The organism is Panacagrimonas sp. (assembly GCF_965216805.1).
Lineage (GTDB): Bacteria > Pseudomonadota > Gammaproteobacteria > Nevskiales > Nevskiaceae > Panacagrimonas.
Map to the genome: position 1 here is coordinate 829,119 of NZ_CBDCGN010000002.1, position 24,944 is coordinate 854,062.

The window sequence follows — 24,944 nt, forward strand, 5'->3', positions numbered from 1 at the left end:
CGCCTCAGAATCTTATTTGCGTGCTTTGCGCTTTCCCTCGCGCCTTTGCGTGATTCCTGGAAAATCATCTACTCGAAACCGAACCCATGAAAGCCATCGTCTGCAAGGAATTCGGCCCACCCGAGAAGCTCGTCTATGAGGACCTTCCGCTGCGTGCTCCCAGCGACGCAGAGGTGCGGATCAAGGTCGCTGCGGCCGGGGTGAATTTTCCGGACGTTCTGATCATCCAGAACAAATACCAGTTTCGCGGTACACCGCCGTTCGCGCCAGGTGGCGAGGTGTGCGGCAAGATCGTCGAACTGGGGGCCAAGGTCACGCAGTGGAAACTGGGCGACCGCGTCGCCGCGCTGACCATGAGCGGCGGATTTGCCGAAGAATGCGTGGCCCCGGCTGCGGCCTGCGTAGGCGTGCCCGATTCGATGAGCGCGCCGGTCGCTGCCGGATTCCACCTGGTTTACGGCACCGTTATTCACGCGCTGCAGGACCGCGGCCAGTTGCAGCCCGGTGAGACGCTGCTGGTACTCGGTGCGTCCGGCGGTGTGGGTCTGGCGGCGGTGCAGCTCGGCAGGATCATGGGCGCGCGGGTGATCGCGGCCGCCGGTTCGGCTGACAAGCTGGCGCTGTGCAAGGCTCAAGGCGCGGACGAGGTCGTCAACTATGTCGAAGCCTCGCTCAAGGACGAAGTCAAGAAACTGACCGGCGGCCAAGGCGCCGATGTCATCTTCGATCCGGTTGGCGGCCAGTTCGCGCAAGACAGCTTTTCCTGCATCGCCTGGAAAGGTCGTCATCTGGTCATCGGCTTTGCTTCCGGGTCGATCCCGGAAATTGCGCTCAACCGCCTGCTGCTCAAGGGCTGTGCCTCACTGGGGGTTTTCTGGGGCGACTTCATCCGTCGCGAACCCGAAGCACAGGCCGCCAACGTGCGCCTGCTCTACCAGTGGTTCGAGCAAGGCCGGCTCAAGCCGCTGGTCTCGCGCGAGTACCCCCTGGCTCAGGGCGCGCAGGCCTTGCGCGACATGGCGGATCGCAAGGTCACCGGCAAGGTCGTGCTGGTGGTATGAATCTGACGCTCCCGCTGCACCGTGCCGCACGCAACGCCGGGGCGATCGCGTTCGCGCTAGGGCTGGCGGCCTGCGCGAGCACGGCACCGGTCCCGGTCATGGAACAGCTGGGACCGGACTCCTACATGGTGACGGTGCCTTCCGATCCTGACGCCGGCGGCCACCCGGCGGCACGCGCGCTTGCCGAGCAGGAGGCCGAATCGCATTGCGGGGCCCTTGGTCGTGTGATGCTGCCGACGCACATGAGCTCCGGTATCTCGGCCTATCTCGAAGGCGGCGCTACCGAGCTCAATTTTCGCTGTCTTGCTCCGGACGATCCTTTGGTGGCGCTGCCGCCCGCGTCCTGACAGCGCGCAGCTTGCGCGACCGCTGCTGTCGTCGATCCCAGAAATTCGCCGCCGCCCGGCTTCGATACAGGTAGTCGCGGGTCAGTGGAACGGTCGCCGGCCGGCGTGCCAGTTGCAGCTGGAAGACCACCAGATCGCCCGATTGGAAGCTGGCCTGGGATGCCAGCAGGTAGAACGTCCACATGCGGCAAAATTCTTCTCCGTAGCGGTCGCGCCAACGGTCGCGCGTGGACTCGAAGCGCTGGTGCCAGGCCGCCAGCGTGTGGGCGTAGTGCTGGCGCCATATCTCCAGGTCCGTCAGGACCAGCGAAGCGTGTTCGATCGTGCCCAGGACTTCGGACGCGGCCGGGATATATCCGCCTGGAAAGATGTGACGGCGGATCCAGGGGTTGGTGACACCGGGCGGACCGGATCGGCCGATGGTGTGGATCAGAGAGGTGCCGCCCGGCACCAAGCGCTGCCTGACCATGCGGAAGAACTCTGCGTACTGCGGGCGTCCTACATGCTCGAACATGCCCACGCTGACGACAGCATCGAACTGGCCCTGGGTGTGGCGGTAGTCCTGCAGGCGCAGCTCCACGCGGCCGTGCAGGTCACGCGATGCCAGTCGCTCGCGGCCCAGTGCCAGTTGCGCCTCGGACAGGGTGACCCCGGTGACCCGCGCCTGATGACGTTCGGCCAGGTACATCGCCAGGCTGCCGAAGCCGCAGCCGATGTCCAGCACCCGTGCTCCTGGGCGCAGATTGAGTTTGCGGGCGATCAGCTCGCACTTGGCCTGCTGCGCCGCCTCTAGCGTCTGCTCGGCCCGTTCGAAGTAACCGCAGGAATAGTGCCAGTCGGCGTCGAGAAAGCTGCCGTAGAAGTCGGCGTCTCGATCGTAGTGGGCATGAACGTTGCGCCGGGCCCGCAGCGCGCTGTTGAGTTCGCCCAGCCAAGCCAGGCCCCGGCCCCACAGTCCCCGTCCCGTCGCGTCCCATTGAAGCTGGATGCGGGTGGCTACTTCCAGCACCTTCAGTAGATCGCCATCGGCAGGCGCCCATTCGCCGCGGGTGTAGGTGGCAGGTAGCTCGTAGCGGGGGTGCAACAGAATTCTGCGCAAAGTGGCGGCTTGCGCCAGGTTCACACGCGCGCAGGGCAGACCGCGCCCGAGCGTCCAGCGAGCGCCTATGGGGGTGACGAACTCCAGCTGCGCGTCATGCAGTTCTCGCCCCAGGAGGTCCAGCAGGGCTTGCATAGCATGAGTATAAAACGGTCTGCAGAACCTCCGATGAAGGGGGTCGGAGCGTGGCGGTCAACCCTCGGCCGCGAACCGCTGAGGATGGCGCGGCGTGACGTCGCGATAGAACTGCTGGATCTGCGCCAGGTCGGCGTCGTAGTCGCCGCTGGGCAGGATCAGCGGACCGGAACCGATCACCTTGCGCCGGTAGTCGAGGTAAGCCAGCAAAATCGGGGCGCCGCTGGCCAGCGCGATCCGATAGAAGCCGGATTTCCAGATCGGCGCCCGCCCGCGAGTGCCCTCCGGCGCCACCGCCACGTAAAGCTGTGACTTGGCGGCGAATATCGCGCTGGTTTGCTCGACGATGCCGCCCGCCGCCTGTCGCGCGATCGGCACGCCGCCCAACGCCACCAGCAGGCCGCGGAAGGGCCAGCGGAACAGGCTGTCCTTGGCGAACCAGTTGACCCGCACGCCCAGTGCCATGATGGCCGCTACTGCGACGATGCCGTCCCAGTTGGAGGTATGCGGTGCGCCCACGATCACCAGCTTGGGCAGCGGCGGAAACTCCACCTGCAACTGCCAGCCCAGCAAGCGCAGGGCGCTGCGCCCCAGCGCTCGGGCGAACGGTCCAGCCCACTGCGGTGCTTGGCTCATGGTCCCGATTGTTTGTTTAATTTAGTTTTATTTTATTAACAATAAACAATTAAATATCACGACGATGCGAATGCCGTCAGCGCGTCTGCAGCGCGTCCGTATAATGCACGGCCCGATCGGTTTACGGCCCTGCGGATGGCTGCACCCAAGCTTTTCGTCCTGACTCACGGTTGCCAGATGAACGAGTACGACTCGGCCAAGATGGCCGACGTTCTCGCGCGCTCGCACGGCTACAGCCGTACGCTGAATCCCGAAGAAGCCGATCTACTGCTGCTCAATACCTGCTCGATACGCGAGAAGGCGCAGGAAAAGGTCTTTTCCGAATTGGGGCGCTGGCGCGAGTGGAAACAGGCCGATCCGCGACGCCTGATCGGTGTCGGCGGTTGCGTGGCCAGCCAGGAGGGTGAGGCCATCGCCAAGCGGGCGCCGCAGGTGGACCTGGTGTTCGGGCCGCAGACCCTGCATCGCCTGCCGCAACTGGTGGATCAGGTGCGCAATCAGGGGCGTACCGCAGTCGATGTGAGTTTTCCGGAGATCGAGAAATTCGATCGGTTGCCGGAGCCGCGTGCCGAGGGCCCCACCGCCTTCGTGTCCATCATGGAAGGCTGCTCCAAGTACTGCAGCTTTTGCGTGGTGCCGTACACGCGCGGCACCGAAATCAGCCGGCCGCTGGATGGCGTGCTGGTGGAGATCGCGCAACTGGCCGCGCAAGGCGTGCGCGAAGTGACCTTGCTGGGTCAGAACGTCAATGCCTACCGCGGGGCCATGGGCGCTACTGCCGAGACCTGCGACCTTGCGCTGCTGATTCACTACGTGGCGCAGATCCCCGGGGTTGAACGCATCCGCTTCACCACTTCGCATCCGGCGGAATTTGGCGATGCTCTGGTCGAAGCGTTTGCCGAGGAGCCGAAGCTGTGTGCTTATCTGCACCTGCCCGTGCAATCGGGCTCCGACCGCATTCTGGGCATGATGAAGCGTGGCTATACGCGGACTGAATTCGTGCGCAAGATCGAGCGGGTGCGTGCGGCCCGCCCGGGCGTGTCGGTGTCGTCGGATTTCATCGTCGGGTTCCCCGGCGAAACCGATGCGGACTTTGCCCAGACCATGGAGCTGATCGGCGAGATCGGCTTCGATTGCGCGTTCTCCTTTGTTTATTCGCCGCGGCCCGGCACCCCGGCGGCCAACCTGCGGGACAACATCAGTCTGCAAGTCAAGCAGGAGCGCCTGGCGCTGTTGCAGGGGCGCATCCGTCAGTTCGACGACGCCTTCCGCAACGCTCTGGTTGGCAGCGTGCAGCAGGTGCTGGTGGAGCGTGGCGCGCGCCATGGGCAGGGCCGCATGGCGGGTCGCATCTCGGCCAATCGGGTGGTCAATTTCGAGGGCGACGAGACCCTGATCGGCCAGTTCGTCGACGTGCTCGTGACCGAGGCTGCCGCCAACTCTTTGCGCGGCCGTCGGGTTGACGCCGCCGTCGCCGCCTGATTGCCCGTTCCGGCCTGCTCGCGCGGGCAACCACGCCAACTCCCATGAGCGATCATCTCGATCTCGCTTTCGAAACGGACGACCACGCCCGCATTGCCAATCTGTCGGGGCCGTTCGACGAGCACCTGCGCCAGATCGAGGTCAGGCTGGGGATCGAGGTGCGCAGCCGCGGCAATCGCTTCCGCCTGGTCGGAAATCCGGTGGACGCAGCGCGCGCCGAGAAAGTGCTGCAGGGGTTGTTTGAACAGACCGCCAATGCCGTGCTCACGCCCGAGGATGTTCATTTGGCCTTGCTCGAAGCCGGCGGTGAGCGGCGCGAGCTCGATCCTGACCAGCGGCCGCTCGATCAGGGCGAGATTGTGGTTCGCACCAAGCGCGGCGTGGTGCGCGGACGCGGGCCGCTGCAGAAGCAGTACCTGCAGCACATCGCCACGCACGACCTGTCCTTTGGCGTCGGCCCTGCCGGCACCGGCAAGACCTATCTGGCGGTGGCCAGCGCCGTGCAAGCGCTGGAGAAGGATCGCGTGCGCCGTATCGTGCTGACGCGGCCGGCTGTGGAAGCTGGCGAGAAGCTCGGCTTTCTGCCCGGCGACATGACGCAGAAAGTCGACCCCTACCTGCGCCCGCTGTACGACGCCTTGTACGAGATGCTCGGCTTTGAGCGCGTGGCCCGCCTGATCGAACGCGCGGTGATCGAGGTGGCCCCGCTGGCGTTCATGCGTGGCCGTACGCTTAACGAGTCTTTCATCATTCTCGACGAAGCTCAGAACACGACGATGGAACAGATGAAGATGTTTCTGACCCGTATCGGTTTCGGCAGTGTCGCGGTGGTGACCGGGGACGTGACTCAGATCGACCTGCCGCGCCACCAGAACAGCGGTCTCAAGCACGCGATGAAGGTGCTGGACGGCGTCAAGGGCATCAGCCTTACCCAGTTTCGCAAGGAAGACGTGGTGCGACACCCGCTGGTGCAGGCCATCGTGCAGGCCTACGAGACGTTTGAAGCGCACAACCCGCCTCCTGCATGAGCGAGATTCTGGTTCAGCGTCGCGTTCCGGCGACCGGCATTCCCGCCGCCTCAACCCTTCGGCAGTGGGCGACGCTGGCACTCGGCGCGGTGGCGGGCGATGTCGCCATCCGCATCGTCGAGCCGGAAGAGAGCCGGGAATTGAACCGGCGTTATCGCGGCAGGGATGCTCCGACCAACGTGCTGTCGTTCCCCTACGACACCGAGGGCGCAGACATGCCGATCCTTGGCGATCTGGTGATCTGTGCTGTCGTGGTGGCGCGCGAAGCCACCGAACAAGGCAAGGAATTGCGCGCCCACTGGGCGCACATGGTGGTGCACGGCTGCCTGCATCTTCTGGGTTACGATCACAACAACGACCGCGACGCCGAGGCCATGGAAGCGCGAGAAATAAAACTGCTGGCGGAGATGGGCTTCGGCGACCCCTACCGCAGCGAGGCTGGCGGAGACGAGGCAACACCCGATGACTGACGAGCCCAGGCGATCTGCCGAAACCCCCAACCAGCGCTGGCTGCAGCGGTTGGCGCGTCGATTCGGCGGCGGCGGAATCAGGACGCGCGAAGATCTGCTGGCGTTGCTGGCCGATGCGCGCAATCTGCAACTGATGGATGCCGATGCATTGACCATGTTCCAGGGCATCCTGGAAACCGCCGAGACGCAGGTGCGCGACATCATGGTGCCGCGGGCGCAGATGACATTCGTGGAGCGCGTCTGGCCGCTCGAGAAGCTCGTACACGAAGTGGTGGAATCGGGGCATTCGCGCTTCCCGGTGATCGGCGAATCGCGCGACGAGATCGTCGGCATCCTGCTGGCCAAGGATCTGCTGCGGTTTTCCACGGTCGGCGCCGGGGCCTTCGATATCGCGCGCTGGCTGCGTCCGGTGCAGTTCGTGCCCGAATCCAAGCGCGTCAACGTGCTGCTCAAGGAGTTCAAGCGCGGCCGCAACCACATGGCTATCGTGGTCGACGAGTACGGCGGCGTGGCGGGTCTGGTGACGATCGAAGATGTGCTGGAGCAGATCGTCGGCGAGATCGATGACGAGTACGACGAGGTCGAGGGCGCGCATATCCTCAAGCAGGACGAACGCCGTTTCCTGGTGGCGGGCCTGACCCCGCTGGAAGAATTCAACGAATACTTCCAGGTTGAATTCCCCACCGAGGAATTCGACACCATCGGCGGGCTGGTGACGCACCGCTTCGGCCACATGCCCAAGCGCGGCGAAAGCTTGCGCATCGAGAAATTCAACTTCAACGTGCAGAGGGCCGACAACCGCCGCGTCCATCTGCTGCAAGTGACGCTGGCGCCCGGATAGCGGGACCGTCGCTCCCTGCCCGAGTAGATCGATGCCCGCGCGGGCCGGCCAGCCATGAACAAACCGATTCCTCCGATGCTGCGCCGGTTCGATGCGCTGGTCGCAGCCGCGCTGGGCGCGGTCGCGACGCTCGGCTTTCCGCCGTTCGACCTGTGGCCGCTTTCGGTGCTGGCCCTGGCAGGCCTGTTTGCACTATGTGCCGACCTGGGCCCGCGTCGGGCGGTCTGGATAGGCTGGCTGTTCGGACTCGGCCATTTTGCCACCGGCGTCTACTGGGTTTTCATCAGCACCCATTTGTTTGGCGGCGCACCGGCATGGTTGGCGGGCTTGCTCGCCGCAATCCTGTTTTCCTACCTGGCCGTTTATCCGGCCCTGATGTGCGGTGCGGCTTGCGCGTTGAGGGCGTGGTGTTCCGGCCTCGGGTGGCTGTTGATCCCGGCGCTGTGGGTGCTCAGCGAGTTGCTGCGCGGCTGGGTCTACACCGGCTTTCCATGGCTGTCGCTGGGTTACGTGGCGCTCGATTCGCCGGCCCAGCGCCTGATTCCGGTACTGGGCACGCACGGATTGTCGGCGCTGCTCGCTCTGTCAGCCTACGGCGTCTGGCGCGCGATCGGCGCGCGCGGCGCAGCGCGAATCCTGGCCATCGGACTTGCCCTGAGTCCCTTGTTCAGCCAGCTGCTGCCGCCACCGATGCGCTGGACCCAGGATGCCGGCGCACCGCTGTCGGTTGCCATCGTGCAGGGCAACGTGCCGCAGGATCAGAAGTGGGATCGCGAACAGACCGAGGCCATCCTGCGGCGCTACCGGGAGATGACCCTGTCGGTGGCTGACGCCGATCTCATCGCTTGGCCGGAAGCGGTGCCGAATCGTCCGCTGGACGAAGTGCTGCCCTATTTCGACGAACTCGACGCGCGCCTGCGCGAGGGCCGCGCGGCGCTGCTGGCGGGGGTGCTGATCTACGACGAACGCGTCAGCGTCTACAACAGCATGATCGCCGTCGGCAACGCGCGCGGACGTTACGACAAGCGTCATCTGGTGCCTTTCGGCGAGTACTTTCCGATTCCCGCCTGGCTGCGGCCGATCATGGATGTGCTGGATCTGCCTTATGGCGACATCAGCTCGGGCGGCGCCGCGCTGCCGCCCATCGAAATCCGGGGTGAGCCGCTGGGCATTTCGATCTGCTTCGAAGATGTATTCGGCAGCGAGTTCGCGCACGCGTCCCGGCACGCCGCCGTCTTGGTCAACGCCACCAACGACGCCTGGTTTGCGCGCTCCAGCGCCGCCCATCAGCACCTTCAGATCGCGCGGTATCGGGCCTTGGAAAACGGGCGCTGGCTGGTGCGCGCCACCAACACGGGCATCTCGGCGCTGATCGCCCCCGATGGCGACGTCGCCGGGCGCTCCGGCCACTACACCACCGAGGTGCTGCGGGGACAGGTCAGGCCGCGTTCCGGGAGCACTCCCTACGCGCGCTGGGGCGACCGACCCTTGTGGCTGTTTGCCGCTGCTGCACTGTTAGCGGGCGTCCTGCATCGAATACTGCGGCGTACCTGAGCGCGTCGGCACTGGAGCTTCAGCAGGCAGTCAGAATGGGGCCCAATACTGGTGCGGCCGATGAAGATCGGATCTACCTCAGGAGACCATAATGAAACGACATCTGATTGCCGCTGCCGCGGCCTGTGCATTTGCTGCCCCTGCCATGGCGGCTCAGGGGGATAACTTTATCGACGGCTTTTACGTGCCCTGGTACGAAGCCGATTTTGGGTCGGGTGACGACGACGGCGATGGGTTCGGCGTCAAGGGTGCGGTCAAGGTCGGCGAGCCGATCTACCTGACCGGCGAATTCCAGACCATCGAGCTCGACGACACCGAGCTGGACTTCGACGAATTACGCTTGGGTGTGGGCATCGGCGATGGCGCCGGGGCACGCGGCGCCGGCCTCTACGGTCGCCTCCAGTATATGGATCTGGACTTCGACGTCGACGATGACGACGGCGTCGCCGGCCACGTGGGCTATGCGCTGCCGGTATCGCCGCAATTCCGACTGTACGGCGAAGCCGGCTACATCCTGCTCAGCGATATCGACGGCCCCGAACTGCTCGCCGGAGCGACCTATCAGTTCGCCCCCAATCTGGCCGGATTCACCGATTTTCGTGCCAGTTATCTGGACCCGGATAATGGCGGCGATCTGGACCTGAGCCAGTTCCGCATCGGTGCGCGCTTCACCTTCTGACGAGCGCTGTGGTCAGATGCATCCGGAAGGCCCCGCTTGCGGGGTCTTCTCTTTGTCCGACGCCGGTCGAAGATGGCCGGTTCGCCACCGCAGGGCGGCGGGCCGCGATCCGGCTAGCCTGCTGCGATGCCTCCAGTCTCCAGTCGCGCCGGCCAACCCGCGGCCAAAATCTGCGAAACCTGCGGCCGCCCGTATGCCTGGCGCAAGAAGTGGGCGCGCTGCTGGAATGAAGTCCGCTATTGCTCCGACGCCTGCCGTCGCGGCCGTCTGCGGCATGGCTTCAAACCTCGATGAAAGCCTCGCGGATTCGGCGCCTGGTGGTGATTCTGGGCGATCAGTTGGACCCGCACTCGGCGGCGCTGGATCACTTCGATCCGCGCCAGGACCTCATATGGATGTGCGAATGTCGCGACGAGGCGACGCGGGTGTGGTCGCACCAGGCGCGCATCGCGCTGTTCTTCGCCGCCATGCGCCAGTTTGCGCAGACCCAGCGCCAGATCGGGCGTCAGATCAGCTATCGCCGCATCGGCATGCACAGCGCTTCGTCGCTGGCGCACGCGCTAGGCGAAGACCTCACGCGCTTGCAGCCCGCGGCAGTGTGCTGGGTCGAACCCGGAGAATGGGCGCTGGCCGGGGCCTTGCACGACATCGCGACTGCGTCCGCTAGCGAGGTTCAGGTGCTGCCGGACCGGCACTTCCTGTGTTCCACCACTGAATTCGAAGGCTGGATGGCGCACCGGCGGCAGCCGCGCATGGAGCATTTCTATCGTTGGATGCGCACGCGCAGCGGCTGGCTGATGCGCCGCGAACAACCTGAGGGTGGGCGCTGGAACTTCGACGAGGACAATCGCCAGGCTTTCGATGCGTCCGGACCGCCGCCGACACCGTCACCGCTGGCGTTCGAGCCCGACGCGATCACCCGCGAGGCGCTGGCCGACGTCGCCCGGCACTTTGCTGACCATCCGGGCAGCCTGCAATCATTCGACTGGCCGGTCAGCCGTGCCCAGGCGCTGCAAGCCTTGCAGGATTTCGTCGAGCATCGGCTGCCGCTGTTCGGCCGCTATCAGGACGCGATGTGGGCCGGCAGGGACTGGCCACGCACGGTGCTGTTTCACTCGCGCCTGTCCGCGGCGCTCAATCTGAAACTGCTGGATCCACGCGAAGTCGGGGCTGCCGCCATCGAGGCCTACCGCAGCGGCCATGCGCCGCTGGCGGCGGTAGAGGGCTTTGTGCGGCAGATTCTGGGCTGGCGGGAGTTCGTGCGCGGCCTCTACTGGCATCGCATGCCGCAGTATCTGACGAACAACGCACTGGACGCCCAGCATGCCCTTCCACCGTTCTACTGGCGCGGCGATACCGACATGAACTGCCTGCGCCAGGTGCTGGGCGAGACCCTGCGCCACGGTTATGCGCACCACATCCAGCGACTGATGGTCACCGGTCTGTATGCCCTGTTGTACGGGGTGCGCCCGCAGGCGGTGCACGAGTGGTATCTGGCGGTGTATGTGGATGCGGTGGAGTGGGTGGAGTTGCCGAACACCCTCGGCATGAGCCAGTTTGCCGACGGCGGCTTCATCGCCTCCAAGCCGTATGTTGCCAGCGGCAAGTACATCGACCGCATGAGCAACTACTGCCGCGGCTGCCAGTATCGGCCCGACCGCGCCACCGGCACTCAAGCCTGCCCATTGACCACGCTGTACTGGGATTTTCTCGACCGACACCAGGCGCGATTCGGCAATCATCCGCGCCTCAAGATGCAGGTGAACAACCTGCTGCGAAAGTCCGGAGAGGAACGGTCGGCGATCCGGGAGCAGGCCGCCGTTCATCGCCGACAGACGGGGATGACAGTTAAGTCATGATTCACCGGATTGGCCTAGAGTCCTCGCTCCGGCAACTCGCCGGTCAACCGTTCTTCTGGGGGCTGTCCATGAACAAATTTTCCGTCTCGGCTGCAGCGTTGTTGACGCTGGCCGTTTCCTCCGCTTTTGCGGTCGAGCTCAATACCGGGCTGGGCGTGAATCTCGGTGTCGGTGCAGGCGCCGACATTGACGCCACCAGCGAAGCACGGCTCAAGGCCGATGCTCAGGCCAAGGCACAGGCAGAGGCTGACGCCAAGGCGCAGCAGGCTGCCGATGCCGCTGCCGCCGGCGCCAATGCCAACGCCAACGCCAACGTCGGCGTCAATACCGGCGCCGCCGTCGGTACCGTCAAGAACAAGGCGGCCGCGGGTGTCGACGCCGGCGTCAATGCTGGCGCCAAGACGGGTACGGCGCTGAAGGGCGCGGCCTCGGCCACCGGCGGTGCCGTCAAGGACGGTGCCCGCAAGACTGCAGATGGCACCAGGAAGCTGGTCGGCGGTGTCGTCGGTGGCGTCAAGAATACCGGCAAGGCCGCTGCCGGAACCGCGGCTTCGGTGGGCGCAGGTGCCGCCGCCGCGGTACCCACGGTCGATGCCTCGGTCAATGTCGACGCCGACGCCGCGGTTCAGTAAGGCTTTCGTCGCAAGAAAGGCCGGGCATCGCCCGGCCTTTCTTGTTGCCGAAAATATCGAGGTCGAACGACCTCAGAGCAGCTTGGCCAGGTCCCGTCCAATGGTGGCCGGAGTGTCCGTGGGCGCGTAGCGCTTCACCACCTCGCCGTTGCGATCGACCAGGAACTTGGTGAAGTTCCATTTGATGAAGTCCATGCCCAGGATGCCGCCCTGTTCCTTCTTGAGGAACTCATAGAGCGGGTGGGCGTCGTCGCCGTTGACCTTGATCTTGGCAAACATGGGAAAGCTGACGTCGTAGTTGAGCGAGCAGAAATTCTTGATCTCGGCCTCGTTACCTGGCTCTTGGTGACCGAACTGATCGCAGGGAAAGCCCAGAATCTCCAGACCGCGGTCCTTGTATTCTCGGTACAGCGCCTCAAGGCCCTTGTACTGGGGGGTGAACCCGCACTTGCTGGCGACATTGACGATCAGCAGGGTCTTGCCGCGATAGGCGGCGAGTGCATGCGCGTCGCCGTCGATGGTTCTGGCTTCGAATTCGTAGATGCTCATGACCGCTCTCTTCCGGTGACCGGCGCTCAGTATCCCAGCTTGCGCGGCAGCGCGACCAGACCGGCGAGCTTGTTCTGCACGATCAGACGCAGCGGCTGGTAGATCGGCCCCAGGTAGCGCGGCGGCAGGTCCTCTAGATCGTCGGGCAGTTGCGCATTGGGCAGATCGCCGATGTTGCGATCGCTGGGTGCCGATACCGGCTGCACCAGCTGTGCCGGCTTGCCGGCAATCCGGTAGAACTGCATGGTGGAAAACACCGCCGCCTCGGTGTCGCCAAAGAAGCTGCGCGTATACAGGCCCGAGCCGCGCAGTTTCTGGCGGGTGCCGAACACGCCGTCGCTGACCGTGGGATAAGCCACGATGATCAGCATCGACAGGCGATTCTGCGAAATGATGCCGTCGAACTCGCGCTGGAAGGTTTCGGCAAATTTTTCGCCGTCCCAGGTTTCCATCCAGGTCGAGGCGTCCCGCCGCAGCGCGCCGGTGGCGGCGACGGCTACCGGCTGGTAGGGCGTGCGCGTGAGCAGGGCTTGACGCAGTTCCTCCATCACGTAGCCGCCGAAGTCGTACTGCACGTTGTAATCCTGCTCGTGATTGCCGAACGGCGTGGTGCCGGAATGCACGTGGCGCAGTTCGTTGCCGAGCAGACTCATGATGCCGACGCGGCCTGCCATGGGGGCCTGCACGCCCTCCGGTTCGGGTGGCGGCTGCCATGCGGGCTGTGAGGTTTTTCGCGCGGCGCTGCGCTCGGCGGTGGCGCCACTGAGCCGCTCGATGCGTTCCAGGCGCGTCTCATCGCCGAAGACCAGATCGCTGTCGCCGATCGGACCGGAGGGGCGCGAGTCGCTCGGGGTGTCGATCGGCGGCGGCGTCGGATCCACGCTATGGATCTCTTCGGACTCGACGTCGAGCACCTCGGGGCCGTCACCCTCGGACTGCGGCGCCTTCAGCGCGCAGGCGGAGATGCCAAACAGCAGAACCAGCAGCAGGGGGAACCACCTCATATGCGACCTCGCTCGCGTTGTACCGTCTTGAGCCGGACGGCCCTTGTGAGCTCGCATTCTGAGGCATCCGCCGCGATCGGCGCATCCTGCGAAACGTTCGGTGTCAGGCGTCCGACAACCGGACGCCTGACACGTCCGTCGACTTCAGAAATTCGCCGCTTCGAGTTCGCTCAGGCTGGCCGTCGGCGCGCGTACGGTACCCAACAGCGCGTGCACCTGCGGCAGCATGCGGGTCACGAAGAATTCGGCGGTGGCCAGCTTGCCCTTGCGGAAACCCTCGTCCGGGTGCTTGGCCACGGCCTTGGTCATGCGCAGCCAGTTCCAGCCCAGATAGGTCAGGCAGAACGCGCGCTGGTAGTCCACTGCGGCAAAGCCGGCGGTGTCGGGCGAGGTCTTGAACGACTCGATGAGAAACTGCGTGGCCGATTCCAGCTCGTCCACCGCGCGGCCCAGCGGCCGCGTGATCCAGCCCAGCGGTGCGTCGGCGTTGAGATCGCTGCGCACGGCGGCGAAGAAGCGTTCGGCCAGGCGACCGTTGTGCATCATCAGCTTGCGGCGCACCAGATCCATCGCCTGGATGCCGTTGGTGCCCTCGTAGAGGCACAGGATCTTGGAGTCGCGCGCGATCTGCTCCACGCCGTGTTCCTTGATGAAACCGTGGCCGCCATAGACCTGGATCGCGAGGCTGCCCAGCTCCACCGCGCTGTCGGTGCAGAACGCCTTGACCAGCGGAGTGTTCAGATCCACCCAGTCCTGCGCCTCTTCGCGCACCGCCGGATCGGGATGGTGATGGGTGACGTCGACGTAGTACGCGGTTTCGTAACCGAGCACGCGCGCGCCTTCGGTGGTGGCCTTCATCTGCAGCAGCATGCGGCGCACATCGGGGTGCTCGATGATCTCCGGCTTGCCGTTGAAGGCTTTGCCCTGCTTACGGTCGATGGCGTAGCGGATGGCGTTCTGCGTCGCGAGTTCGCACTGGCCCAGGCCCTGGAAGCCGACCATGATGCGCGCCAGATTCATCATCACGAACATGTTCTGGATGCCGGTGTTGGGTGCCCCCACCATCCAGCCCTTGGCCCCGTCGAACTGCATCACGCAGGTGCAGGAGCCGTTGATGCCCATCTTGTGCTCGATGTTGGCGGCATGCAGCTGGTTGCGCTCGCCCGGCGCGCCGTCGGCCTTCGGCAGGAACTTGGGTACCACGAAGGTGCTCAGACCTTTCACGCCCGGAGGGGAGTCCGGCAGGCGCGCGAGCACGAAATGAATGATGTTCTCCGCCATCTCGTGCTCGCCCGAGGTGATGAAGATCTTGCCGCCGTCGATGGCGTAGCTGCCGTCGCCGTTAGGGATGGCCTTGGTCTTGGCGGCGCCCACGTCCGAACCCGCGTGCGCCTCGGTGATGCACATGGTGCCGCTCCACTGGCCGGTGGAAAGCTTGGGCAGGTAGGTCTGCTTGATCTCGTCGCTGGCGTTGGCGTAGAGCGCCTCGAAGCAGCCGGTGGTCAGGCCGGGGTAGAGCGCAAACGCCACGTTGGCCGAACACAGCATTTCCTCGACCACCTTGGCCAGCGTATAGGGCAGCCCCTGGCCGTCGAAATCCGGGGTGTTGCACAGGCTCATCCAGCCGGCTTCGGAGTACAGCTTGTAGGCATCGGCGAAGCCTTCGGGCACGCTGACCACGCCGTCCTTGATCCTGCAGCCCTGCTGGTCGCCGACGTGGTTGAGCGGCGCGATCTGGTTTTCGATGAGCTTGGCGGCTTCGTCCACCAACCCCAGCAGCATGTCGGGTGTGGCCTCGGCGAACGCCGGAATCTGTTCGGCCAGACGGCCCACGTTGAGCACGTCGTTGAGTACGAAGCCGATTTCGCGAATCGGGGCTTGATAGGTCGCCATGGTGCTTTCTCCGGGTATCGGGGACGTCGGTCAGTCCGCAAGAGTATGAAACCGGGCGCCGTGCGGGCAACGCCTGATCGGGTAGGCGCAGGCCGGCGACCCAGTGCTGTTCAAGCCGTGATGCGCCAGCAACGATGCGCGGGCGGCGGGCGTTTGAAGTCCTCATCCAGCGTCTGCGCAGTGATATCGACGCAGTCGGCGCCTTCCGCCGCCGCCGGGTCCAGCTTGAACTTGCGTCGATTGGTCGAGAAATACAGCACCCCGCCCGGCGCCAGCAGCGCGCGCGCGCGCTGGATCAGGGTCGGGTGATCGCGCTGCACGTCGAACACCTCGGTCAGCCGCGCGGAATTGGAAAAGGTGGGCGGGTCGCAGAAGATCAGGTCGAAGCGTTGTTGCGGGTCGGCAGCACTGCGCTCCAGCCAGGCCATGCAGTCGTCGCGGACCGTGAGGTGGGGCGCGGGAGCGAATCCTGACGGGCGAGAACGCGTGCCGGGTGCGCGCGCCCATGGCGAGCGCGAACCGCTCGCGGTCGGCGGCTGCTCCCGCGCCAGCTCGCCCACCTCGAAACCGTTGAGACGAAAATTGCGCTGCGCCCAGTGCAGGTAGGTGTTCGACAGATCCACCGACACCGTCTGCCGGGCACCGCCCAGCGCGGCCTGAACGCTGGCGACGCCCGTGTAGCAAAACAGATTGAGCACGCGCCTGCCCGCTGCCTCCTTGCGCAGACGCATCCGCAGAAGCCGGTGGTCGAGGAACAGGCCGGTGTCCATGTAGTCGTCCAGATTCACTAGCAGCTTCGCGCCATGCTCCTCGACCTCGAGCACCCGCAGCTGCTCGCCCTGTTTTTCGTACTGCAACGCGCCGCGCTGTACCGCACGCTGCTTGAAGTGCAGGTGCGAGGCCGGCAACCGATACGCCGCCAGCAGCTGCGCAAGCGCCTCGCGCAGACGCTTCTCGGCCTTGATCGGGTCGACGGTTTTGGGCGCCGCATATTCCTGCACGTGCAGGTGCAGTTCGGCCCCGGCCGCCTCGTAGACATCTACCGCCAGCGCGTATTCCGGCAGGTCGGCATCGTAGACGCGGTAGCAGGTGACGCCGGTGCGGCGGGCCCATTTGCCCAGGTGTTTGCGGTTCTTGGCCAGGCGGTTGGCGAACTCGCCGCCGCCGGCGGCCTCGGCTATGGAAGCCGCGGCCGGCTCAGCGGACGGCGTCGGCGGTCCGGCGATGCCGAACTGCAGCAGCTTGCAGGGCAGGTCACCGTTATAGAACGAGTGGATGGCGTCGGCGCGCAGGCCGGTGCGGGGTCCCAGGTCGGGCCTGGCGGTGAGCACGGCGGCGCGCCAGCCGCCGAAATGCTGTTTGAGCGTGCTGCCGAGCAGGGAATAGAGCTTGATGACTTCACCCTCGGCGCCAAGGCGTTCGCCGTAGGGCGGGTTGGTGGCGAGCAGGCCAGGGGTGTGGCCGTGCGGCCGCACCTGCAACACGTCGCCGGCCTCCCAGGTGATGGCCTCGCCGAGCCCGGCGTTGAGGGCGTTGCGCCGCGCGTGGGTCAGCACGCGCGGGTCGAGGTCCCGACCCAGCAGCGGCGGCAGCTGCTTCAGGCCAAGATCGCGCCGTGACTGAGCCTCGCGCTTGAGTTCGTTCCATATCGCAGGCACGTGGTCCAGCCAGGCTTCGAAGCCGAACCGCTGGCGCGACAGCGCGGGCGCGACGTCGCTGGCCATCCAGGCCCCCTCGATCAGCAAGGTGCCGGAACCGCACATGGGATCGATCAGCGCGCCGCCGCGGGCGGCAATATCCGGCCAGCCCGCACGCAGCAGGATGGCGCAGGCCAGATTTTCCTTGAGCGGCGCCTCGCCGGTGCCGCTGCGGTAACCGCGCCGATGCAGGCTGTCGCCGGACAGGTCCAGGCTCACGCCTGCGTGCTCGCGCTCCAGGTGCACATGCACCCGGATGTCCGGTGCGTCGGTGTCGACGTTGGGGCGGCGGCCGCAGTGTTCGCGGAACCGGTCGGCAATGGCGTCCTTGACCTTGAGTCCGGCGAAGTGCGTGTGGGTGACCTTGGGCGAGTGTCCAGCTACGGAGATGGAAAACGTGGAATCCGCCGCAAACAGGTCCGGCCAGTCCACCGTCCTGGCCCCGGCGTAGAGGTCGTCAGCGCCTTCGATGGCGAATCGGCCCAGTGGCAACAACACGCGGCTGGCCAGGCGCGACCACAGGCAGGCGCGATAGGCCAGCTCGCGCGGGCCGCTGCAGGTTACGCCGCCAGCACGCTCGTAGGCCTCGCCTGCGCCCAGGGCATGAAGCTCGGTCACCAGCAGAGGTTCAAGGCCACGGGGGCAGGTCACGAACAGGGAAAGCGCGGTCGTCATCCGCGCATGATCGCACGCGCAAGCCGGCCTTCCGGGGGCCTGTGGCATAATCCGCGGCCATTTTTTGACCGCCGAAGCCCCAGCCGATGAGCCTGATCGATTTCGTCCTGAGCCCTGCCTATGCGCAGGCCGCTGCCCCGGCCGCGCCCAACCCGCTGGTGCAGTTTGCGCCGCTGGTGATCCTGATCGTGATCTTCTATTTCATGCTGATCCGGCCGCAGATGAAGCGCAGCAAGGAGCACCGCCTCATGCTGGGCAGCCTCGCCAAGGGCGATGAGGCCGTGACCAGCGGCGGCCTGGCCGGCAAGGTGGTGAACATCTCCGAGGGCTACGTGTCGCTGGAGGTCGCCGAAGGCGTCTCCGTCAAGGTGCAGAAGGCGGCCGTGACCGCGGTGCTGCCCAAGGGCACGCTCAAGGCGCTCTGACACCTGCTGCGGTCGCGCTTGGCGCTTGCGCGCGGACGCGATCGCGCGCGGATCGCAGCCCGCGGCAACCCAACGGGAAGGGATAGGCAACCATGCGTCCATACGCGAAGTGGAAGTACGTCGTACTGCTGCTGGTGCTGCTGCTCAGCACGCTGTACGCGGCGCCCAACCTGTTTGGCGAGCAGCCGGCAGTGCAGATCACGCAGAGCTCCGGCGATCCGCCGGGCGCAGGGTTCGATGCTCGCATCGACGGCCTGCTGCAGGAGGCGGGTCTGGTGCCGGCTGCGTCGGGACTGGAGAACGGCCAGTGGGTGGTGCGTCTCGAATCCGAAGACGATCAATTGCAGGCCAACGACGCGCTCAAGCGCGGGCTCGGCAATCAGTATGTCGTCGCGCTCAACCTGGCGCCGCAGACGCCGGCCTGGCTGCGCAGCCTGGGCGCCCGGCCGATGGCGCTGGGCCTGGACCTGCGCGGCGGTGTGCACTTCCTGCTGGAAGTGGATGTCGACGACGTGCGCAGCAAGGCCATCGAAAACTATGTGACGGAGATTCCGGCCGCGCTGCGCAAGGAGAACATCCGTTACAGCGGCCGGCGCCAGGCCGGCGGCGACGTGGTGCTGGATTTCGCCGACAGCGAGCGCCTGGAAGCGGCGCGGCGCCTGATTGCCGACGAGTACCGCGAGCTGGAGGTGGCAGTCGACGATGCGGCGCCGCTGAGCCTGCGTGCGCGCATCACCGAGACCGAGTCGCGTCGCATCCAGGACTTTGCGGTCCAGCAGAATCTGATCACCCTGCGTAATCGCGTCAACCAGCTCGGAGTGGCCGAGCCGGTGGTGCAGCGGCAGGGCGCCAATCGCATCGTGGTGCAGCTACCCGGCGTGCAGGACACCACCCGGGTCAAGGATCTGCTCGGTGCCACGGCGACGCTGGAGTATCGGGCGGTGGCGGAAGACGATGCCGAATTGGCCGCCTCCAGCGGCGTGGCGCCGGTGGGCACCGAGCTGTATTACACGCGCGACGACCGCCGTCCGGTGCTGCTCAAGAAAGAGATCATCGCGGCCGGCTCGCAGTTGGTGGATGCGCAGCCGACGGTCGATGAAAACAACCAACCGGCGGTGAGCGTGACTCTGGACGGCGCCGGCGCCAAGAAGATGTTCGAGTTCACCCAGGGCAACGTCGGCAAGCCGATGGCAGTGCTGTTCCGCGAACGCCAGGTGGTCACCACCTACAACGCCAAGGGCGAGCCGATCCGCGAGTCGCGCGATATCCAGGAAATTATTTCCATCGCCAACATCCGCGGCGTATTCGGCAAGCGCTTCCAGACCACCGGCCTGGAAAGCAAGGAGGCCCACGACCTGGCGCTGCTGCTCAAGGCCGGTGCGCTGGCGGCGCCGGTGGATATCGTGGAAGAACGCACCGTGGGCCCGAGCCTGGGCGCCGACAACATCGAGCGCGGGTTCCAGGCGGCGATGCTGGGCGTCGCGATGGTGGCGGTGTTCATGATCTTCTACTACCGCGTGTTCGGCTTCTTTGCCATTGCGGCGCTGGCGCTGAACCTGATGATCCTGATCGCGGCCCTGTCCATTCTGCAGGCCACGCTGTCGATGCCCGGCATCGCTGGCATCATCCTCACCGCCGGTATCGCGGTGGATGCCAATGTGCTGATCTACGAACGCATCCGCGAGGAGTTGCGCAACGGCGCCAAACCGCACGCAGCGATCGAAGCGGGCTACGACCGCGCGTTCCTGACCATTGCCGACGCCAATGTCACTACCCTGGTGGCCACCGTCGTGCTGTTCGCGCTGGGCAGCGGGCCCATCAAGGGCTTCGCGGTAACCCTGTCCATCGGAATTCTGGCCTCGCAGTTCACCGCTATCGTCGGCACCCGGGCGCTGGCGCATCTGGTCTTCGCGCGGCGCGCGCGCATGACCGATCTGCCTATCTGGTAAGCAAGGGGCACTACCGATGCGTTTCTTCTCCAAGGTTCCCAACATCGACTTCATGGCCCAGCGCCGCGTGGGTCTGGCAGTGTCTGCCATCGCCACGATTGCGGTGGTGTTGCTGGTGATGTTTCGCGGCCTCAATTTCGGCATCGATTTCACCGGCGGCGTGCTGGTGGAGGTGCATTACCCGCAGGCGGTGGAACTGACCGAGGTGCGCGAGGCGCTGGGCAAGGCCGGTTACGAGCGCGCGGTCGTGCAGTTCTTCGGCACCAGCCAGGACGTGCTGATCCGCCTGCCGCCAGCGGGTGAGGCGACCACCGCCAACGTCAGCACCGCGATTCTCGACGCCCTGGGCAGCGAGGTGGACGGCATCGAGTTGCGCCGCGTGGAGTTTGTGGGCCCGCAGGTGGGCGAGGAGCTCACCGAAAAGGGCGGCCTGGCGATGCTGTTCGCGTTCATGGGCATCATGGCCTACATCGCCTTTCGCTTCGAATGGAAGTTCTCGGTGGGCTGCGTCGCTGCGCTGATCCATGACGTGGTGATGACGATCGGGATTTTGTCGATCTTCCAGATCGAATTCGATCTCACCACTCTCGGCGCCATCCTGGCGTTGATCGGCTACTCGAATAACGAGACCGTGGTGATCTACGACCGCGTGCGCGAGAACCTGCTCAGTCAGCGCCGGGCTGCGGTGGAAGAGGTGGTGAATCTGTCGATCAACCAGACCCTGCTGCGCTCCATCATCACCCACCTGACCACTTTGCTGACCATGTTCGCACTGTTCTTCCTGGGTGGCCCGAGCGTGCACTCGTTCTCGGTGACGCTGATCATCGGGGTGCTGGTGGCGACCTACTCCTCCATCTATATCTCCACCGGCCTGGCCATCGTGCTCGGGGTCAAGCGCGAAGACCTGCTGCCGCCCAAGGACGATCTGGAAGATAAAGAGGTGGTGTGAACCGGGGAAAAGCATTTGCCACGGATGACCCGGATTGAAAATCGGCGACTCGACAGCGCCGATCCGGTCACCCGATCGGTGAAGCAACGATGCTCGGCAGGTTTATGTTTTTGATCCGCGGTTAACCGTGAAATCCGTGGCGAAAGCGATTCGATTCGTCGTTGGCGCCAGCGGGCGCAACCTCAGCGCGACATCGAAAACCCTACCCCGATGCGGGTGACGCTGTCGTCGTAATCCATCAGGCTTTCGCCGTAGCCGTGCCAAAGGTAGGCGTGCCAGAAAAGGTCGCCGTCGGCGATGCGCCAGTCGTGCTGCAATTGCAACGCGCCGTGACCGGTGGACGGATTGCCGCGCAGCATCAGGTGCAGACGACGACGGTCGCCGATGCGGCGGTACAGGTGCAGCTCGCCATAGCCGTAGTGGCGTTCGATGTCGGGGTTGTCGTCGCCACGCGCATCGTTCTCGTCTTTCTTGCGATCCTCGGGAAAGCGGAACCAGACCTTGAGCTGCACCGCGGTGCCGCCGCGTTCGATGAAGGGTGCAACGTAGAGCCTATCCCAGGAGCGCGAATCGGGGATGTCCTGGCCGTTGGATTCATGCTCGTAGCCCAGGTCCGCGCCCCATATGAAGTCGCGTTTGAGGTCTCCGCCCAGACCGCCCAGGTCCTGCGGCGGGAACCAGCGCCAGAACACTTCCGGGTTGTAGACGGTCTCGCGGAAGGGGCGCGAGCGTGACTCGTCGTATAGCGACCAGAACGAACGCTGCGAGTAGGCGAAATAGATCGGCAGGCCGATGGGGCGCAGCTTGGCGCTGACCTGGAACAGGGTTTCGGTGCGCTTGCCCTCGTAGTCGCGCGAATAGCTGTAGGGCAGGATGAAGATGGGCTTGTGCCAGCCGACGTCGCAGTGCGGGCCGAACACGCTGCTGGCGATCTCGTCGCTCGCGAAGTGGCGCAGCCATCCGTGCGACCGATCGCTGCCGTCTTCGCAGTACAGCCAGCTCGAAGGTTTCAGGGGCTCCGCGTTGTGGTCCGCCTCCAGCGTCGGCTGGGCCGACTCGGGCGCGGCTTCGATGGCGCCGGATACGGCCTGCGCCCACAAACCGCCGCACCAGAGCATCAGCGCCGCGCCCAGCGCCGCGAACCTACGGTGGCTCATGCCAGCGCATCCACATAGGGTTTCATGACGCGCTCAACCCGGCACAGACGTGCGTAATGCCAGAGCCGGTCCTGCTTGACCCGGCGGGTCTGCAGCGCAGCGCGCAGCGCATCCACCGCGATATGGGGGCCGATCTTGTTGCGGAACTTGAACAGGTCGGCCAGGGTTTTCTCCAGCGTGTAGACACGAATCTGCACGCCTTCGATCGGGTGGGTTTCGACGCCTTCGGTGAAGGCTTCGCCGCCGAGGCGGGCGATGCGCAGCACCGGGTAGTCCAGCCGCGGCCGTGCCGCGCGCCGTTCTATCGCGACAAACACCTCGTTGCGAGGCGTCTCCCCAAGACGATGAAAGGCCAGCGCCGAAGCCAGGCACAGCACCCCGTTGGGCACCGCGCGGGCGACAATGGCCAAGGTCAGCTCGGGGTTGACCTCCTTGGCGGACAGCACGTAGCTGCCGCGTCCCACTTTCTTGATGACGCCCTTGTCGCAGGCGCGGCGCAGGTACTCCGCCTGTATGCCTTGCGCCGCGAGGTCCTTGGGACGCAGTACGCCGAGCTGGCCCGCCAGTTCGACGATGCGCTCGGACTTGCTCGGTTCGTCGACGCGGGTGTGCAAGAGCGTGAACTCTTTGGTTAAGTGCAAATACTTCAGCACAAGTTAGAAAGTGTTGCAAGAAATATCTATAACTAATTATTTAACATCAACTAAGTGACACTTTAAGATGCGTAGAGATGGGCTTTCCAAGCCTGGAAACTGAACCCCACGGTCTGCGGTCCTGGATCGCGTGGCTGTGCTCGCGCTGCATTCGCGGCATAACTTCTCCATCATCCACGCCGCAGCCAAAGGGGCTTGAGGGCGACGCGCAAGGGGAGCGACATGGCGGTCGAGGCGCACGGTAACGATCTGGTTCGGGTGGTGGCCTTACTGGCCGCCGGTGTGGTCGCGGTGCCTCTGTTCAAGCGGTTGGGCCTGGGTTCGGTGCTGGGCTACCTGGCCGCAGGGCTGGTGATCGGGCCGTTCGGCATCGGGCTGTTCACCGACCCGCTGGCGATCCTGCACGTGGCTGAGTTGGGCGTGGTGATGTTTCTGTTCGTGATCGGTCTGGAGATGCAACCCTCGCGGTTGTGGAGCCTTCGTCGCGAGATCTTCGGACTGGGTCTGGCCCAGGTGGCGATCTGCGGCTTGATGCTGACCGGCGTGGGTCTAATCGTGGGCCTGAGCCCGCCGGTGGCTTTTGTCGCCGCGATGGGATTCGTGATGACCTCCACCGCCACCGTGATGATGCTGCTGGACGAGCGCGGCGAGACCTCCACACCGCGCGGCCAGCGCATCGTGTCGGTGCTGCTGCTGGAAGACCTGGCGATCGTGCCGCTGCTGGCCACGGTGGCGCTGCTGGGGGCGGCCGACGTCGCCCAAGGGTCGCGCTGGGTCAGCGTGGGGCTGGCGCTGGTGGCCATCGCCGGTCTGTTCGGCGCCGGCCGCTGGCTACTCAACCCGATGTTTCGCGTGCTGGCGGCGGCCCACGCCCGCGAGGTGATGACGGCGGCCGCGCTGCTGGTGGTGCTGGGCTCGGCGCTGCTGATGCAATGGGGCGGGCTGTCGATGGCGATGGGCGCGTTCATGGCCGGCGTGCTGCTGTCCGAGTCCACCTTCCGTCACCAGCTCGAAGCCGATATCGAACCGTTTCGCGGCATCCTGCTGGGGCTGTTCTTTCTCGGTGTGGGCATGGCGCTGGACCTCAGCGTGTTCGCCACGCATTGGACGCAGATCGGCCTGTTCGTGCTCGCGTTCATGCTGGTCAAAGGCGTGGGCATCTACGCGGTCGCGCGCATGTTCGGCGGCACGCACGGCGACGGTGCGCACCGCACGGTGCTAATGGCGCAGGGCGGCGAGTTCGCCTTCGTGCTCTACGCCGCCGGTGCCGCGGCTGGCGTACTCGATGCGCCGAACCTGGCGGTGTTCACCGCGGTGGTGATTCTGTCGATGGCGCTGACGCCGCTGGCGGTCATGACCCTGCGTTGGCTGCTGCCGCGCGAGACCGCCTCGATGGATGGCGTCGACAGGGCGGAGAACCTGGAAGGCAGCGTGCTGATGATCGGGTTCGGCCGCTTTGGTCAGGTCGCCAGCCAGGCGTTGCTGGCCCGCGGGCTGGACGTGTCCATCATCGACTACGACGTCGAGATGATCCGCAGCGCCGCCGGGTTTGGCTTCAAGGTCTATTACGGCGACGGCACGCGGACCGACGTTCTGCACGCCTCAGGGGCCCACAAGGCACGCGCCATCGCCGTGTGTGTCAATCAACCCGAGGCCACACTGCGGATTGTGGAAACGGTGAAGCGTGACTTCCCGCATGCCAAGCTGCTGGTGCGCGCGATCGATCGGCAGCATGCGCTCAAGCTGATGGAAGTGGGGGTGAACTTCCAGGTGCGCGAGATTTACGAATCCGCCAGCCTGTTCGGCCAGGCCGCGCTGCGCCTGCTCGGGGTGCCGGACGACGAGGCCGCCGAGATCGCCGCCGACCTGCGCCGTCGCGACGCCGAGCGTCTGCAGTTGCAATTCAATGGCGGCCTGCGCGCCGGCGTGGACCTGCTGCACAGCAACCGCATGAAGCCGCAGCCGCTGACCGCGCCGAGGCAAAGCGGTGAAGCGCTGAGTGCGGAAACCGCTGCGGTGACCGGCGCGGAGCCGCCAAGCTGAGTTTCTTGCCAAGGATCGACACTGATCGACGCGGATCAAAACGGACAGAGGCCCGCGATGGCTCGTGCATTTCTTCCGTGCTGGTCCGCGTAAATCCGGGGCAAACGCGTTTGGCCGGGCCAGCCGC

The 24,944-nt window shown here is 65.3% G+C and carries 23 protein-coding genes; 15 read left to right on the top strand and 8 right to left on the bottom strand.

The features are described 5' to 3' along the window. Positions 1–86: 86 nt before the first annotated feature. Positions 87–1,061 carry an NADPH:quinone oxidoreductase family protein gene (locus ACOOHP_RS03970; RefSeq protein WP_420465160.1) on the top strand — a complete coding sequence of 325 codons (975 nt, stop codon included), beginning with the start codon at positions 87–89 and terminating at the stop codon, positions 1,059–1,061. Further along, positions 1,058–1,408, top strand: a complete 351-nt coding sequence (locus tag ACOOHP_RS03975) for a hypothetical protein (protein WP_420465161.1) — start codon at positions 1,058–1,060, stop codon at positions 1,406–1,408. Before ACOOHP_RS03970 ends, ACOOHP_RS03975 begins: the two co-directional genes overlap by 4 nt. Here the strand turns inward: ACOOHP_RS03975 and ACOOHP_RS03980 are convergent. Further along, positions 1,350–2,642 (bottom strand): class I SAM-dependent methyltransferase, encoded by a 1,293-nt coding sequence (locus ACOOHP_RS03980; RefSeq protein ID WP_420465162.1) that lies wholly within the window; start codon positions 2,640–2,642, stop codon positions 1,350–1,352. The genes ACOOHP_RS03975 and ACOOHP_RS03980 overlap by 59 nt on opposite strands. 57 nt (positions 2,643–2,699) lie before the next feature. Further along, positions 2,700–3,278, bottom strand: a complete 579-nt coding sequence (locus ACOOHP_RS03985) for a lysophospholipid acyltransferase family protein (RefSeq protein ID WP_420465163.1) — start codon at positions 3,276–3,278, stop codon at positions 2,700–2,702. Between the two features lie 135 nt (positions 3,279–3,413). Between ACOOHP_RS03985 and miaB the strand changes: the two genes are divergently transcribed. From miaB to ACOOHP_RS04030, 9 genes are all read left to right on the top strand, one after another. Continuing rightward, positions 3,414–4,760 carry a tRNA (N6-isopentenyl adenosine(37)-C2)-methylthiotransferase MiaB gene (gene miaB, locus ACOOHP_RS03990; RefSeq protein ID WP_420465164.1) on the top strand — a complete coding sequence of 449 codons (1,347 nt, stop codon included), beginning with the start codon at positions 3,414–3,416 and terminating at the stop codon, positions 4,758–4,760. Positions 4,761–4,804: 44 nt separating this feature from the next. Beyond that, a complete protein-coding gene (locus ACOOHP_RS03995) occupies positions 4,805–5,788 on the top strand; it encodes a PhoH family protein (RefSeq protein WP_420465165.1) in 984 nt (327 codons plus the stop codon). Beyond that, on the top strand, positions 5,785–6,258 hold the full coding sequence (gene ybeY / locus ACOOHP_RS04000; RefSeq protein ID WP_420465166.1) for an rRNA maturation RNase YbeY: 474 nt from the start codon (positions 5,785–5,787) through the stop codon (positions 6,256–6,258). The genes ACOOHP_RS03995 and ybeY overlap by 4 nt, the downstream gene beginning before the upstream one ends. After that, positions 6,251–7,099, top strand: a complete 849-nt coding sequence (locus ACOOHP_RS04005) for an HlyC/CorC family transporter (RefSeq protein ID WP_420465167.1) — start codon at positions 6,251–6,253, stop codon at positions 7,097–7,099. The genes ybeY and ACOOHP_RS04005 overlap by 8 nt, the downstream gene beginning before the upstream one ends. Positions 7,100–7,153: 54 nt before the next feature. After that, positions 7,154–8,653 (top strand): apolipoprotein N-acyltransferase, encoded by a 1,500-nt coding sequence (lnt, locus tag ACOOHP_RS04010; protein ID WP_420465168.1) that lies wholly within the window; start codon positions 7,154–7,156, stop codon positions 8,651–8,653. Positions 8,654–8,744: 91 nt separating this feature from the next. Then, a complete protein-coding gene (locus ACOOHP_RS04015) occupies positions 8,745–9,332 on the top strand; it encodes a hypothetical protein (protein WP_420465169.1) in 588 nt (195 codons plus the stop codon). Positions 9,333–9,458: 126 nt separating this feature from the next. Then, on the top strand, positions 9,459–9,626 hold the full coding sequence (locus ACOOHP_RS04020) for a DUF2256 domain-containing protein (protein ID WP_420465170.1): 168 nt from the start codon (positions 9,459–9,461) through the stop codon (positions 9,624–9,626). Further along, on the top strand, positions 9,623–11,191 hold the full coding sequence (locus tag ACOOHP_RS04025) for a cryptochrome/photolyase family protein (protein WP_420465171.1): 1,569 nt from the start codon (positions 9,623–9,625) through the stop codon (positions 11,189–11,191). Before ACOOHP_RS04020 ends, ACOOHP_RS04025 begins: the two co-directional genes overlap by 4 nt. 68 nt (positions 11,192–11,259) lie before the next feature. Beyond that, positions 11,260–11,823, top strand: coding sequence for a hypothetical protein (locus ACOOHP_RS04030; RefSeq protein WP_420465172.1), 564 nt, complete (start codon positions 11,260–11,262; stop codon positions 11,821–11,823). 72 nt (positions 11,824–11,895) lie between these two features. On the opposite strand, the gene ACOOHP_RS04035 is transcribed toward ACOOHP_RS04030, so the two are convergent. The 4 genes from ACOOHP_RS04035 to rlmKL all read right to left on the bottom strand — a co-directional run bounded on the left by ACOOHP_RS04035 (position 11,896) and on the right by rlmKL (position 17,641). Continuing rightward, positions 11,896–12,372, bottom strand: coding sequence for a glutathione peroxidase (locus tag ACOOHP_RS04035; RefSeq protein WP_420465173.1), 477 nt, complete (start codon positions 12,370–12,372; stop codon positions 11,896–11,898). A gap of 26 nt (positions 12,373–12,398) precedes the next feature. Further along, positions 12,399–13,376: a hypothetical protein gene (locus tag ACOOHP_RS04040; RefSeq protein WP_420465174.1), complete on the bottom strand. Its 978-nt coding sequence runs from the start codon at positions 13,374–13,376 to the stop codon at positions 12,399–12,401. A 144-nt stretch (positions 13,377–13,520) separates the two neighbouring features. Beyond that, a complete protein-coding gene (locus ACOOHP_RS04045; RefSeq protein ID WP_420465175.1) occupies positions 13,521–15,269 on the bottom strand; it encodes an acyl-CoA dehydrogenase family protein in 1,749 nt (582 codons plus the stop codon). Between the two features lie 110 nt (positions 15,270–15,379). Then, complete coding sequence (rlmKL, locus tag ACOOHP_RS04050) at positions 15,380–17,641, bottom strand: bifunctional 23S rRNA (guanine(2069)-N(7))-methyltransferase RlmK/23S rRNA (guanine(2445)-N(2))-methyltransferase RlmL (protein ID WP_420465176.1); 2,262 nt, start codon at positions 17,639–17,641, stop codon at positions 15,380–15,382. Between the two features lie 86 nt (positions 17,642–17,727). Here rlmKL and yajC point away from each other — a divergent pair, with 86 nt between their 5' ends. From yajC to secF, 3 genes are all read left to right on the top strand, one after another. Beyond that, positions 17,728–18,066, top strand: coding sequence for a preprotein translocase subunit YajC (gene yajC / locus ACOOHP_RS04055; RefSeq protein ID WP_420465177.1), 339 nt, complete (start codon positions 17,728–17,730; stop codon positions 18,064–18,066). A 92-nt stretch (positions 18,067–18,158) separates the two neighbouring features. Continuing rightward, positions 18,159–20,015 carry a protein translocase subunit SecD gene (gene secD / locus ACOOHP_RS04060; RefSeq protein WP_420465178.1) on the top strand — a complete coding sequence of 619 codons (1,857 nt, stop codon included), beginning with the start codon at positions 18,159–18,161 and terminating at the stop codon, positions 20,013–20,015. A gap of 16 nt (positions 20,016–20,031) precedes the next feature. Next, complete coding sequence (gene secF / locus ACOOHP_RS04065; protein WP_420465179.1) at positions 20,032–20,964, top strand: protein translocase subunit SecF; 933 nt, start codon at positions 20,032–20,034, stop codon at positions 20,962–20,964. 182 nt (positions 20,965–21,146) lie between these two features. Here secF and ACOOHP_RS04070 read toward each other — a convergent pair whose 3' ends face one another. Together ACOOHP_RS04070 and ACOOHP_RS04075 are read right to left on the bottom strand one after the other, a co-directional pair. Then, positions 21,147–22,121 (bottom strand): phospholipase A, encoded by a 975-nt coding sequence (locus ACOOHP_RS04070; protein WP_420465180.1) that lies wholly within the window; start codon positions 22,119–22,121, stop codon positions 21,147–21,149. Further along, entirely contained in the window at positions 22,118–22,735 is a 618-nt protein-coding gene (locus ACOOHP_RS04075) for a type IV toxin-antitoxin system AbiEi family antitoxin domain-containing protein (RefSeq protein WP_420465181.1), read from the bottom strand. The genes ACOOHP_RS04070 and ACOOHP_RS04075 overlap by 4 nt, the downstream gene beginning before the upstream one ends. A 261-nt stretch (positions 22,736–22,996) precedes the next feature. Between ACOOHP_RS04075 and ACOOHP_RS04080 the strand changes: the two genes are divergently transcribed. Beyond that, positions 22,997–24,817 (top strand): monovalent cation:proton antiporter-2 (CPA2) family protein, encoded by a 1,821-nt coding sequence (locus ACOOHP_RS04080; RefSeq protein ID WP_420465182.1) that lies wholly within the window; start codon positions 22,997–22,999, stop codon positions 24,815–24,817. Positions 24,818–24,944 lie beyond the last annotated feature (127 nt).